Annotated in this window: 8 protein-coding genes; 3 read left to right on the top strand and 5 right to left on the bottom strand. The window is 39.7% G+C overall.

What is annotated here, in order from left to right; all coding sequences use genetic code 11:
* Nucleotides 1–65: 65 nt before the first annotated feature.
* Nucleotides 66–623: a TMEM165/GDT1 family protein gene (locus H5180_RS15085; RefSeq protein ID WP_145236272.1), complete on the top strand. Its 558-nt coding sequence runs from the start codon at nt 66–68 to the stop codon at nt 621–623.
* A 13-nt stretch (nt 624–636) separates the two neighbouring features.
* Here the strand turns inward: H5180_RS15085 and H5180_RS15080 are convergent, their stop codons facing one another.
* The 3 genes from H5180_RS15080 to H5180_RS15070 form a co-directional block, all read right to left on the bottom strand.
* Entirely contained in the window at nt 637–1,830 is a 1,194-nt protein-coding gene (locus tag H5180_RS15080; protein ID WP_182758496.1) for a PepSY domain-containing protein, read from the bottom strand.
* 17 nt (nt 1,831–1,847) lie between these two features.
* Nucleotides 1,848–4,004 (bottom strand): TonB-dependent siderophore receptor, encoded by a 2,157-nt coding sequence (locus tag H5180_RS15075; RefSeq protein WP_182758495.1) that lies wholly within the window; start codon nt 4,002–4,004, stop codon nt 1,848–1,850.
* 99 nt (nt 4,005–4,103) lie between these two features.
* On the bottom strand, nt 4,104–4,667 hold the full coding sequence (locus tag H5180_RS15070; protein ID WP_145236281.1) for a hydrolase: 564 nt from the start codon (nt 4,665–4,667) through the stop codon (nt 4,104–4,106).
* 133 nt (nt 4,668–4,800) lie between these two features.
* Between H5180_RS15070 and H5180_RS15065 the strand changes: the two genes are divergently transcribed.
* Entirely contained in the window at nt 4,801–9,339 is a 4,539-nt protein-coding gene (locus H5180_RS15065) for an EAL domain-containing protein (protein ID WP_310736505.1), read from the top strand.
* Nucleotides 9,340–9,343: 4 nt separating this feature from the next.
* Here the strand turns inward: H5180_RS15065 and H5180_RS15060 are convergent, their stop codons facing one another.
* Both H5180_RS15060 and H5180_RS15055 read right to left on the bottom strand, forming a co-directional pair.
* Nucleotides 9,344–12,121, bottom strand: a complete 2,778-nt coding sequence (locus H5180_RS15060; RefSeq protein ID WP_145236284.1) for an ATP-binding protein — start codon at nt 12,119–12,121, stop codon at nt 9,344–9,346.
* Between the two features lie 76 nt (nt 12,122–12,197).
* Nucleotides 12,198–13,085, bottom strand: a complete 888-nt coding sequence (locus H5180_RS15055; protein WP_145236287.1) for a cation diffusion facilitator family transporter — start codon at nt 13,083–13,085, stop codon at nt 12,198–12,200.
* Nucleotides 13,086–13,302: 217 nt separating this feature from the next.
* Between H5180_RS15055 and H5180_RS15050 the strand changes: the two genes are divergently transcribed.
* Nucleotides 13,303–14,745, top strand: a complete 1,443-nt coding sequence (locus H5180_RS15050; RefSeq protein ID WP_182758493.1) for a diguanylate cyclase domain-containing protein — start codon at nt 13,303–13,305, stop codon at nt 14,743–14,745.
* Nucleotides 14,746–14,877 lie beyond the last annotated feature (132 nt).

Raw genomic sequence — 14,877 nt, 5'->3', positions numbered from 1 at the left:
CACTATCCTCATGGCGGGAGATAGGCGTTTACCTTGGTTTAATGTTCCCGCCTTATAGAAGTAAAATGGATACATTTATCACATCAACCGTCACCGTTGCTTTAGCTGAAATAGGCGATAAAACGCAACTTTTATCCCTGTTGTTAGCTGCCCGCTTTGCCAATAAACCTGCACTTATTTTAGGTATTTTAGTCGCTACTATTATCAATCATGGTTTATCTGCGTGGTTGGGCGATTATTTATCGCAAAGCTTTACCTCTTCGTACCTGCCTTGGATTGTGAACGGCTGTTTTATTGTCGTTGGCTTATGGCTACTGATCCCAGATAAAGATGAAGAAGTAAGCAATAAATACGATCAATACGGGGCTTTTTTAGTTGCCTTGGTGCTGTTTTTCATTGCCGAAATTGGCGATAAAACCCAAATAGCAACAGTATTGCTTGGCGCTCAGTATCAATCAGTGTTGTGGGTAACCATAGGAACCACTGTAGGTATGTTACTTGCCAATGTGCCGGTTATTTATGCTGGCAATGCCTTACTAAAACGTATTCCAATGGCAAAAGTAAGAATGCTTGCTGCAATAGTGTTTGTTGCTTTGGGTTGTTACGGCCTAGTTACTAGCTAACTTTATCTGCACGTTACAGCACCGGCGAATATAGTTTTGCTGGTGCTTGGCGTACACTAAATGTTTGCGTTGTGAGAAGTAGCGAACAACATACTAATAAAACACTTACTGCCCCCATGATACCAAACCATTGCAATAATGAACGCTGCTTACGCTTTACTCTCAGCCAATTCATATACAATCCAGCCATACATATACAGGTCATTAAACAACCAAACACAGCCCAAATTAACTTCGTACCTAGCCCTGCAAAGTTGCCAAAATGCAAAGGATCTGCGGTATCTTTAATGCGCGCGACAATAGCTAAATCTGCGGCTTTTTGAATTGCCAGTACATCTGCTGAAGCTGGATCTAAATACACTTTATTAGCTCGTAAACGTACTAAAACGTCATCATTATCGCCCAGTACCACAACCGGTTTGTTTTCCTTTGTTGGGTATTGTATAGCGCGAATCTGTAAACTTGGAAACGCTGATTGCGCCGCGTTTACCATGACACTTATCGCTGGCGGATGCGCGGCGTCAGTTTGTAGATCCGTAACCTCTGCGGGGGTTTTTATATAATGGTCAATTTTGGCTGTTTGTAGGGTGTGTTCAACTAAGTACCACACGCCAGTAATGGCCATGACCACAATAAACCAGTAACTCCAAAGCCCCAGTAATTTATGCCAATCAGCCCAGCTGCTACGATTGGTTGTTTTTAATTGCCGTGGCTTTTTTAAAAAATGTCGCCACCACTGGCGATAAACAATCGGACTAGTAACCACTAAAATAACCAAGGGAATGGCTAAACTCGTGACGATCAACTTACCAGTCCAACCCATCGATAGATTCATGTGCCAGTTACGTAAAAAGCGCGATACTCGCCCCCACTGACCTTCGCCAAGCCATTGCCCCGTCGCACCATCAACATACACAAACAAAAACTGTTGCTGCCACTTAAGCGACACTTCGGTTGCTAAGTAAGGTTGCTGATGGCGCAATATGCTAATGATTTGGCTGCCAGGATAACGCTGGGCAAGTGTATTCTCAATTGCAGCAAAGTCAGTATTAGGGGAATGCGAGAGGGCACGAAATTTACTATCACTAAGATATTCAATTTCGTGGCTCAAGGTTGCCAACGTGCCAGATAAACACGTTATCAATAACAAGCTGCCAACCAAGAGCCCTGCCCAAGCATGTAAGTTAAACCACTGCTTTGCTTTCATAGTACGAAATTGTCAGTTTAGAATGTGTACTTAGCCGACAAATAGACGCGGCGTGGTTCCCCCGGGAAATGCCCAGCACGAGTTATAAAGCCACTTGATGCATACTCTTTATCAAACACGTTTTTAACTGAGAGCTGCCAAACCCATTGTTGATATTCAGTCTTCCAAGCCATGTTATAAACGGTATACGGCTGTACTTTATCACTGTCTAAACTGACTTGTTCATCAACATAATCAAGACCTGCCGCGATTGATGAGTGCAACTGCGGTAACTCATAACGCGTCCACAACCCTGCGGTATTTTGTGGCGCATTGGCAAATTTATCGCTGCCTTTTGCTTGCGCGGAAAATTTTTCACTTTGCTCAACAATACGCGTGTCGTTGTATGCGTAACTTGCTGTGATCACTAATCGCTCAGTGATATCACCAACAATCTCAAGTTCAAAGCCTCGGCTATCAACTTCGCCTAACGCTTCCATTTGATCAACGCCGGTGTCTGATAACTCAGTGCTGGCTTGTAAAATATTGTTACGGATAATGCGATAGGTTGCCATGTTCACAGCCAACGAGTCATCAAGTAACTTAGTACGTAAACCAAGTTCACGAATATTGCTGTGCTCAGGTTTAAATGGCCCGCCTACATCTTGATTTTGGTTACTGGCCGATTGTGGCATAAAGCCTGTGCCATACAGCGCGTAAGGGAAAAAAGTATCGTTTAAGTTATAACTTGTGCCAATACGATACGTCACATCGCTGTCTGAAAACTCGGTGTTATTAAGCACATCGGTGTCTTCAAAACGATCGTACCGTAAGCCAACCGTAACACTCCATTTATCGGTAACATCAACTTGGTCTTGTGCATACAGGCCAATACGTGTTGACTCAGTACTTGCTAAACGCGGCGTTACGTTTGCTAAATCATAATCATCTTTTGAAGTCAGTCCATACACAGGATTTAATATTGAGATCCCTGGCACTGGGCCGCCTTTGCTGGCTTGTACAGCTGTTCTATATGCTGATTCAAACTCATGTTTATACCAATCTACCCCCACCAGCATCACATGTTGCATAGCGGCAAGCTCAGTGTCAGCAATTAAATTGGCAGTAAAACTAAGCCCGGTATTTTCGCGTTGTTGATCACGAAATTCGCGCTCGCTCCAATCCAGTACTCCATCGCCATCTGTGTCACTTAGTCCACGCGGCTCATGATAGTTTTGATTGGCATCGTTACTAAAATAACGCGCAGTGATATCACTGCGAAATACCTCATTAAATTGGTGCTGAAAACTTGCTTGAAACACGTCAGCAATAACAGTTTGATAATCCGTTGCTTCATTATGATTCCAACTAATGTCAGCAATGAAGTTACCGTTTTTATCCACTGGCACGCCACGTAATCTAGCGCCGCCTAGATCTTGATCAACATGGGTATATTGCAATACCAGATTAGTGTCGTTATTAAAATCAAAACGATAGCCTAAATCAATAATAGTATTATCTTCGCTGGTATTTTCACGAAATGGTTTATCTGAATCTTTATAAATACCAACACGGTAGGCTTGGGTCTGTGCGTCATTGGCACTGCCCGTTGATTCGACTGCGGCACTAAAAAAATCATCATTACCCAGTTCAACTGCAACGGTTGTTTTACTATCATAGCTGGGCTTTTTGGTCATATAATTAATGATCCCGCCAGGGTTACCACTGCCGTACACAGCGCCACTAGGGCCTTTTAAAACAGCCACTTGCTCAATATTAAACAACTGTGGTACCGCAAAACCACTAAATGGGTCACCTTTTACACCATCGTATAAAATTTCATCTTGGCGAAAACCACGAAACGTAACACCTGAGTAACTAAAGCCATTAACACCCGCAATATTGCTGTACAGATCAGTTACTTGACGTGCAGCCTGATCGCTGATTAACGCTTGCGGAATAACCTGAATTGACTGTGGAATTTTCTCTAGCGGCGTATCGGTACGAGTACCAAACGTTGATTCTGTTGGGCGATACAGTGAAAACGCTCGTCCAACGACTGAAATGGTTTCTATGTCGTTTTTTACAACAGTAGACTCATCAGTTGCAGATCCTGCTGCTGTTGTTTGCGCAGCAACGACAACAGGCGTAATGGTAATAGAACTTAGGGCTAATGCTATTAAAGAAGGTTTCATTGATATTTATACAGCAATCAAAATAATTTACGGCATGATAATAAAAACCACTATCATTTACAATGCCGAAGTGAAATTATTCTCTTCTTGTTGCCAAGCTTATTTAACAATCTTTAAAATCTCTTTAAATACAGGTGTCGCTGCCACTTCGGTCCATTGAAAAATCACACTTTCAGCGCAGCTGATCACAGCACCTGCTTGTCTTAACTGAGCTATAGCTAAATCGCGGTGCAGATCATTACGCGAACTAACCGCATCCATGACTAAAAACACCTGATAACCTTGCGCCAGTAAATCTAAACAAGTTTGTAATACGCATACATGCGCTTCCATACCAACTACAATAATTTGCGGGCGTTTATAGCTAGCAATAAGCTCTAAAAAACCAGCCTCTTTACACGCGCTAAAGTGGGTTTTATCAAAGTATTCAGCCTGCCCAATCTGAGCTTTTAATTGCTGATCAGTTTCGCCAAGCCCTTGTTTATATTGTTCGGTGACTAAAATAGGAATATGCAACAATTGTGCGGCTTTTACTAATTGCACTGTGACCTGTTTTACTTGTTCATACCGAGGCATCGCAGGACTTAATTTGTCTTGAATATCGACAACTAACAGCAGACTTTGCATGGTGTGAGCATTAAATGAATGAGGCAATGTGAACATCCTGTAATCTAAACATAACTAACAGCATAAGTGATTTGTTATATAAAGTTAATTCTTTAATTAAACTGTAAGTTGTTATGCTATATTTACTAACGGATAACAACTATTTTACCTCAGGGGAGCTGTATCATAAGTGCGGTTGAATAACTTTTTTTTCATTTTATTTAGTATTTTATGCACTTTGTTTAGTGTTAATTCAAGTGCTCAAAGCTATGCTCAGCAATTACAACGCTTGTCCACTGATGAAGGGTTATCACAAGGCCACGTTACTAGCACACTGCAAGATAAACTAGGGTTTATTTGGATCGGAACGATGCAAGGTTTAAACCGGTTTGATGGCTACGAAGTAAAAATATTCTCTGGTGAATACACACTGGATCAACTCTCGATTATTCTGTTGTTTGAAACAAGCAATGGCGATATTTTTGTATCAACTGAATATTCTGGTGCGTTTCTTATAGATCCTGTGACACTTAAAGTCAGTAAAGTTTATTCAGGTAAGTTAAACGCTGAAGATAAACACTTTTCTCCTATTTTTGCCATCGCCGAACATCAGCAGCTGTTTTATTACGCCATTAACCAACATGTGTATGCCTTTGATCCACAAAAAAATACCTATACCCATGAGTTTTCAATCAGTAAAGATGATAATTTTGTCCGCGCAATTACTGTTCATAATGACTTTTTGTATATTGCCACCACTGATGGGTTGTACTCTAAATCATTAATTGATGAACATATAACTAAAATACCTTTAGTTGCCAAGGATAAGCTCAACCTCGATAACAATAATATCAAGTTTTTAACCGTCGACTCGCAGCTTGGCCTGCTGGTTGGCACGGTCGAAGGTTTTTATTCTATTGCATTTAATAACAATGAGTTACTAGACTTCAACAACGTAAAAACGCTGCTTGCAGAACATAATATTTGGGACTACGTTAATACCCCTTATGGTGAATTTATAGTCACCGAGGATGGTCTGTATGAATACCATCGCCATACTGATCACAATGAGTTTCTTCTTCGTTTTGATCAAAGTAAATTCAACATGACCGACAACACGATTTTAGATGTAATGGTCGATAAAACAGGGCTTATGTGGCTTGCCTCGCGCTCACAAGGTGTTTTTACTTGGTCAACTTTAGCAAGGCGTTTTGGCAATATTCAAATCACCAGTAATGATAAATTGCACAGTAATGTGATCTTTGCTGTTTACCAAGACAATCATAACGTTTGGCTGGGCACCGATAATGGTCTTGCCAAAATGCGCCAAGATGGGACAACAAAGAAAACTTACTTAGTCAGCAATGACACTAAAGCGTTTTATGGCCAATTTGCTGTGTATGGCATTGCCTCGGCACACTTAAATGAGCCAGATCGTTATTTGTGGTTACTACTTTATGATGGTCTTGCTTTATTTGACAAAAAAACCGAACAAAAAATAGCTCTACCAATGCAAGGCAATACACAAGCCATTATCGACAGCGGCCCAGCTTATAGCTATCACCAAATCACGACTGATACCTTTGCATTTTTTAGCGAGAATGATTATTTCCTGTATGATGGAAACAGTGGTCAGACTAACGTAATTAAAGGACTCAAAGAGCAGTTAGATCCCGTCAACGTGCACACCTTTTTAAAACCGTTACCTAATAAACCCGATGACTATTTGATCAGCGTATCTGGGGCGTTATATCGTTATAATGAGTCTAGCCAAAAACTCACCTTAATATACAAAGTTGAAAATTATAACCCAATAAATTATGTCACTATTGATGACTGGGTGATCGATTATAACAATACGCTATGGCTTGCCTCTTCCCAAGAAGGGCTAATTGGTCTTGACGCCAACAGCTATGAAGTAAAACACCGTATAAACCTCAGTAATGGCATTAAAACTAAAAAAATTGTCGCTTTGCAAATCGACCAATTTGGCTTTTTATGGATCAGCAGTAAAAATGGCCTTTATCGGCTCGATTTAAGTTCAATGCAACTCAATGCATATACTGTTAAAGATGGCTTAACTGTGAATGAATTTAATATCGACTCACATACACTGTTAAACGATGGCCGCTTAGCCTTTGGCAGCACACGTGGCGTGCTAACACTCGCCCCACAAGACTTTTTATCCGTCCCTAATGATCGTGACAGCACTGTGACTGAAATCACCGATATATCGTTACTCTCACGCTCACTTAATTATCATCCATTGCAATACGCCAACCAGCCTTTACAACTGACTGATGAAGACATGGGTTTAGAAGTTAGTTTTTCCAACTTTGATTTTCAAAATGTTGATAGAACACGCTATAAGGTGTCATTAACTGGCCCAAGTAAATTAAGCTATGAAAAGCTAAATAACAATAAAGTCTTTTTTACTAAACTTCCTGCTGGTGATTATCAACTTACAATCGCAGCATATAACTTAAATGACTCAGGCCTCGGTGATGAAAAAACGCTTAACTTTAACGTTGCTTATGCCCCGTGGCGTTCTCCTCTTGCAATAAGTCTTTATTTATTACTTACGTTTTTAGTGCTATTTGTTATTTTTTGGCAATACCGCTCTCGTCAGCGCATTATTAAGCATACTCATGATGAAATACTGCAATCACAACAACAAACTGAGCTTGCTTTAAACAGTAGTAAAAGCGGTGTATGGGAAGTTGATATTGGCGCACATTGGATAAAACAGCAGCGCTTAAAACACGAACTAGGCTATCAAACTTTGCCTCAGAAGTTTAATTTTGACGATTTTTGCGCATTAATACACCCTGATGATAAGCGCAAAATACTGCATGATTGGCATATATTCATCACTCAAAAAAATGCTCAACAATGGCAGGTCACGTATCGGCTTCAACATGCTAATGGAAACTGGCTTTGGTACCACGACATAGGTAAAGTGATAGAAACGAATGAGCAAGGCTATCCTACAAGATTAGCTGGAATTTATACTAATATTACAGAGCAGCGTGCTACAGCACATCAAGCTGCGGTATTAGGTGAAGCCTTTAGTCAAATAAACGATTGGCTACTTATTTTAGACAGTCAACTCATTCCATTTTCTGTTAATAATAGCTTTGCTGAAGCCTTCTCAATGCAAAAAAAACCAGCAAAGCTTGAGCTAAAAAGGTTTTTAGCGGCACTGGGTAAAAAACAATATGTCGACTTCATCAATATTCTAAAATCATTGCAGCCAAAGCAGAACTGGCGCGGTGACGCATATATAAAAACTAAGATAAATCCGTCGCACCCCATTCATATCAGTATTACCGCAGTGGCAAAAGACAGTAATGTGGTGAGCTATTATGTGGTAGTTATTTCTGATTTAACTGAGCAAAAACGTGCTGAAAATGAGCTTCGTTATCTGGCAAACTATGATCCATTAACTAAGCTGCCAAACAGAACATTAATGTATCAAAAGATATCGCATGCGATCAAAGATGCCGATACGCGCGCGAGCCTTGTTGCTTTGCTGTTTATAGATTTAGATAAATTCAAACCGGTGAATGACTCGTTTGGTCATGCGGTTGGCGATCAGCTATTATGTGATATTACCCATCGAATGAATAGCATGCTTGATAATAATGCCATTGTCGGGCGTCAAAGTGGTGACGAATTTTTGTTATTGATTAAAAACTTAGACTCACCACAAAGTTTAAGTAACTTAGTACGTAGCCTAACTGCAGAGCTTGCAAAACGGGTGGTGATCAACGATTTTGCAATTAATATCTCGGCCAGTATCGGTGTGGCACTCTACCCATTTGATGCCGATACCACCGATGAGCTTATTCGTAATGCCGATATAGCGATGATGCATGCAAAACAATCGGGCCGCAACGGCTTTAAGTTTTTCACTGAACAAATGAATAACCAAATCACCCAAAAGCTGCTGCTCGAAAATGCTTTAAAAGACGCCTACAAGGACGATTTGTTTTTTAATAATTACCAGCCAATTGTTAACAATAAAAGTAAAAAAATCAAAGGTGTAGAGCTCTTAATGCGTTGGCAGCATCAGGCTGAATTGATATCCCCAGCAGTGTTTATTCCTATTGCTGAAGAAACTGGTTTAATCGATGTACTCACCGAGCAAGCGCTGACCCGTGCACTTGAAGATCTCGCACCATTATTTAAAGCTAATCCGCGGTTTTACCTATCTTTAAACTTATCACCAGTGCATATTTTAAAGTCTAATTTAGCCGAACGCTTATTACTTATTCTAAATCAGCATCATATAAAACCTGTTCAGTTACGTTTAGAGATCACCGAAAACACCTTGCTTGATGACAAAAACAAAGCGGCTAAGCAGCTGCAAGCACTCAGAAGCGCTGGTTTTAAATTGTTATTGGATGATTTTGGCACCGGGTATTCATCTTTAACGTATTTAAGTCAATTTCCAATTGATGTGATTAAAATTGATCAAAGCTTTGTGCGTAATATCGGGCGAGATAGCAATAATGAGTCAATTATCAGAACAATCCATACCTTAGCTGAAAACCTAAATCTGTATTGCATTGCAGAGGGTGTAGAAACAATTGAGCAAATACGCTTTTTAAACAGTATCGGCTGCGATGACCTTCAAGGCTATTACTTTGCAAAACCAACAACTGCCGAGATTCTCATTAGCGATGCGTATATCCAAGCACTGCAAGAGAAATTGCAAACTACATAGCTAGTTAACTCAATGTATCAGCCCACTTTTTAAGGCATTGAAAAAGTTGGGCACGATCGACCGGTTTGGCAATAAAATCGTCCATACCCACTTCTAAACAACGTTTTTGATCGTCTTCAAAAGCATTAGCAGTAATGGCTATAATAACCACAGGGCCAAATTGAGCACCATTGTTACGGATTTCAGCTGTGCACTGGTACCCATCCATAATAGGCATTTGGCAATCCATCAAAATAATATCGGCCATGTTGTGTTGTAAGCACGCCAGTGCTTTTTCACCATCGTTAGCAACCTCTAAGGTGCAATGAGTATCACTGAGCATTTTAGCAATAACGATTTGATTGATTTGGTTATCTTCTACCAGTAATACTTTCAATCCAGTTAAATCAGGGATGTTTTGCTGTATGTCAACTTCGTCACTGAGTTGCGCCACCTCAACAGGAATGGTGATAGTAAAGCAACTGCCTTTGCCAATCTCGCTGTGTAATTTAAGCTTGCCCCCCATTAACTGAACTATTCGCTTACAAATAGCCAAGCCTAAACCAGTACCACCATATTGCCGCGTGGTTGAAATATCGGCTTGAGTAAACTCACTAAACAACGATGATTGCTGCTGCCCAGAAATACCAATACCGGTGTCTATTACAGCCACAAACAAATGATTATCAGCATAATCAATGTTCATAGTTATACTACCAGTTTTCGTGAATTTCCCTGCATTACTCAACAAGTTATTGACAATTTGGCTTAACCTTAGTGAATCTAACTGCACTACATCTGGTACTGACGGGGCAATATTTAAGACAAATTCAACGCCTGGCTGTACGCCAGTATTTGTAAACACCTGCGCTAACTGGGTAAGCAGTTTTCGTACATTAACTATATGAATATCTAGTTTGACCGCCCCCGCCTCAATTTTAGAAAAATCTAAAATATCGTTTAAAATCAATAATAGATTTTTTGCGCTTTGCTGTATCATTTGCAACTGTTCACGGTATTCCAACTTCACGTCATCAGCATTAAGTAAAATATCAGTCAGCCCCATAATACCGTTCAACGGGGTGCGAATTTCATGACTCATATTCGCTAAAAATTGTGATTTAGCTTTACTGGCCTGATTTGCAGTTGCCACAGCTTTAACTAATTCATCTGTTTTTTCATTTACTTGATACTCTAACTCTACATTAAACTGTTTTAAATGCAGATTAAGTGCTGCATTTTCAGTATTTACTTGTTCTAGATCTTTAAAGTTGCTGGTCAATTTAAATGCTAAAGTTGCAAATTGCTGCTGTAAACTCAGTACTTCCAGCCACGCATTATTTTGAGTCTGTAAATCACTGATATCAGCTTTAGGATCAAAGGCATCGATTTGTTCGGTAAGCTCTTCTATTGGCCTTACCAACCAACGGCTCAACTGGGTGATAAAAATACTGATCAAAATAATCACCACAAAAGTCAGTAACAGTGATTGCCCCCACGCACTTGCCGCCACAAGATTAGCGTATTTACGTTTTAATAAGCTTGCCACATACCAGCCTTGATGCTGTGATAAATATATTTTTACGTAATATTGTTCACCATCAATGTCGGTGGTCATAATGGCTTGTTGATCACCTTTTAACTGGGTAAATTTATCTTCAGTGAGCTGAGTCAATACCGAATAATGATTAGGCAAGGTGCTAAATACCACGTGTTTTTTGGCATCAAGAATTATCAATTCACCATCATTATCAAATATGGTTGGCCTAAATTGCAAAAATGAGCCCAACACTAACGAGCCTTCAACAACTCCCCGAAAACGCCCGTTAATATGCACTGGTGCAGCAACACCAACAATAGGTTCATTACCAAATCCTCGGCCCCTAAAAACATTAGAAATATAGCCTGTTGGCGAGTCTTTACCTATTGTAAAGTAATCCCGATCGGCAACCGATAAATCGATACCTTTTAAGCTTTCTTGTAAACTAAGTGGGTAAAATATCCGCGCAATTGCGTTTTCATCCGTAACCATTGATGTAAGAAAGTTAGGGTATAGTGCCATCAAATGACTCAGTGCTAACTGTTTATCAACCCCCTGCTCTATGGCTTTTGCAGTTAATACGATGCCACGGCGATAGTCATTTAAATACAGGTCGATTTTTTCGGCAATGTCTTCAGATTTTTCAGAAAGCTGCGCCTTCACTTCGTATTCGATACGCGCGTAATGATTGTTGGTAAGTACAATGGAGGTTAATAACACCACTAAAATGATGAGAATGCTTACAATGTAATTAAGAATTTTATACAACGAATTTGGTCGCTTTTGCCATACCTGCTGAATAAAGAAAAAGCTCAATAAATCAATAACACATAAAACAATAGCGGCATTTAAGAAGTACTTAACTAAGGCTGTTACTATAGCAAGTATGGGTAGCTCAATGATAAAATAACCAATTAGCCCCAGCAGTGGAATACCTATTAACAGCCAATAAATAATACCGCGGATAAACAGCAGCCGTGCGGCTTTAAAGCTAAAATGATACAGCCAAAGTACTTCGCCAACAAATACGATTGATGGCCAACAATGCCCCCAGCGATAAAAAATAAAAGCCGCACTGATAGCGCAAGCAATTAACGCGTAGCGTAAGCCAAATAGCAACAAACAAATTAAAACAAAAAGCTGACCAAATAAAAATTCAGAGCTGTCTAGAAACCAAAATGGCAGTAAATTAACAAAGCCGGCCAACACGCCCAAAAGTATGGTGCAGCTAAATGCAAAATATCGATGCTGAGAAAACGGCAATGTTTGCTTCCGAATAAAATAGACTATATCTAAAAGTAAAAGAAAAAACGCATTTTGCCAAGTTAACTACTTGTATTTAATGCTGACAACCATGGCTTTCGATTTGTAAAACGCTATTACCAACATTAAATTGCTGGGCTAACAATTGCTCAACTTTAAGTCGACATGCTTCATCATGTTTTTCTTTAGTGCAATGTTGTTTAAGTACCACATGCGCCCCTACAACTAACTCCTTATCGCGGCGCATAACCGTAACATTATGTACATTTTCTACGTGCTCAACTTGCCCTATGGCACTTTCAATATCGGCCACATCAGGTAGTTTTGCTTTATTTAAACGCAGACCTTTAACACAACCAACAATTACTTTTACGCCTGTAAACAAAACAAATAACGCAATCAACATGCTTGATAAAATATCAATAACACTCCAACCCGTTAGATAAATAAGTATACCGGCGATAAACGTAGACACGGTTGAAATCAAATCAAAAAATGAATGTAAAAATACCGCATAAACATTAAAGCTGGCCTTTCTACCTTTATATAATACCCATGCTGCGGCACCGTGAAATAAAAATCCAGTGGCGGCAATAACCGACATTAAATAACTATTTACAACTGGCCCTTGTCCTTCATGGTGATGTACAAAGCGCTCGCCGCCTTCGTATAAAATCACCAGGCTGATCGCCAAATATAAACAGCCATTGATCAAACCACCGGTCAACTCTGCTTTTTGATAACCATCGTTGTAGTTTTTAGCTAAATGAATCGCTAAGCTCGATGCGATCAAAGCAATAAATAAAGAACTATTATGAACAAATAAATGCCCTGCATCGGCTAATACAGCAAGAGAGTTTGCATAATAGGCACCAATCACTTGGATAATCATAAATGAGCTAGTGATGGCTAATGCAATTAATAATCTGCGTCGTGATGCTTGGTGAGTTGTAATGTCGGTCATGAAAGGCGGTTTTACCTGTGCTTTAGTGTGCTAAGAGTCATCATTCTAAAAAACGTTAAAAGAGTAATGATATACAGTATCAATTGTAGTACTTCCATCAGTCAAACGCACTAAAAACTTAATATCGAGTTAATTTATATATAAAACGGCTAATTAAAGTACCATTTTCTTAAAATTGAATGTAAGCTTAATTTGTTAATAGGAAGTTGGAAATCCAGTGAGACAGTATTCTGTAGACGAAATTTGGCAATCTTTACAAGCCTTACCACTTGCAATCGTATTGTTTGATCAACAAACAGACACGCTGCACGCCAATGCATTGAGCCAACAGTTACTAAATTTAATGCCGGCAATAAGTCCAGTAGAAAAAGCGTTTCAGCACTTATCTATTAAACAAACAGAAAACCACACGATTGTTGATTATCACACCTTTTTAACTCCCCAAAATAACACCGAACAAACCTATAATATCGCCACAAAACACACAATATCCTGTGTAACAGTCACCTACAGTCTAATTGGCCCACAATTAATGATGCTGGTGTTAAAATCACACTCATCGTGTTCTGTGCAAGCTGACTTTGACGAAGTAATAGCAAAAATATCAACGCAACTAATTGATATACAGATAGATAATCTAGACCAACAAATCGAAAGTGCTTTAAAAACCATAGGTACATTTTGTGATGCTGACCGCAGCTATTTATTTCAATTTAGCGAAGACGGCAAAGAAATGAGTAATACCCATGAATGGGTTAATACACAGATCAAGCCATTTAAAGAAAAGCTGCAAGGTATTCAGCAAGATTTACTACCGTACTTTTTTACTATGATGAACGAAAAGCACGTTTTTAAGGTACCGAATGTTAATTTACTCCCTCCAGCCGCTGCAGCCGAAAAAGCTGAATTTGAATCCGAAGGGATCAAATCTGTTTTATGCATTGGGCTTCGCTCTGAGAACTCCTTGTTTGGTTTTATTGGCTGTGATTGCGTAACACATATACGCCACTGGACCGACACCGATCTTATGCGGATCAAACTGGTGGGTGAAATTATTGCCAATGCACTCAAAAACGTTCTGTATAAACAACGCTTAGAGCAAGCTCAACAACAATTACTATTGGTCAACCAAGAACTGCAATCACAAGCAAACCTCGACAGCCTAACAAATATCGCCAATCGTCGCTGTTTTGATCAAACATTACTTAATGAAATTCAACGTGCAACACGCTCAAATCAACCATTGAGTTTAGTCATTTGTGATATCGATTATTTTAAACTTTATAACGACAATCATGGCCACCAGCAAGGCGATGAAGCGCTCAAACAAGTTGCCCATGCACTACATAACTTATGTAAGCGACAAGGTGATTTAGCAGCCCGCTACGGCGGAGAAGAATTTGCAATTGTGTTACCCAGCATTGATAAAACCCACTGTTTAAAATTTGCCAAATTACTGCAACAGCAAATCAGTCAACTAAATATCCTGCACCCAAATTCAAACATCGCCGACCACCTCACCCTCAGCATCGGATGTTACAGCTGTACACCAGATAAACATACCACCGCAGATATGATGATCCTCGCCGCCGACAGCGCACTCTACGTAGCAAAAAAATCAGGCCGCAATCAAATTCAAATCTTTGATGAAGAGCATTAGAGCCATGTATTCGTAGCAGATGTATGGACTCCTCCCCATTAACGGGAGAGTACGGTATAAAGAAACTGCAGAGAATCTTTTACCAAATTAGGAGTCCATACATGGCACATTGTAATTTAGTTGCTATTGATT

The sequence above is a fragment of the Pseudoalteromonas sp. SR41-4 genome, assembly GCF_014163985.1.
Taxonomy (GTDB): Bacteria; Pseudomonadota; Gammaproteobacteria; order Enterobacterales; family Alteromonadaceae; genus Pseudoalteromonas; species Pseudoalteromonas rhizosphaerae.
Note: the sequence above shows the minus strand (reverse complement) of the source record. Positions and strands in the feature narration are given on the sequence as shown.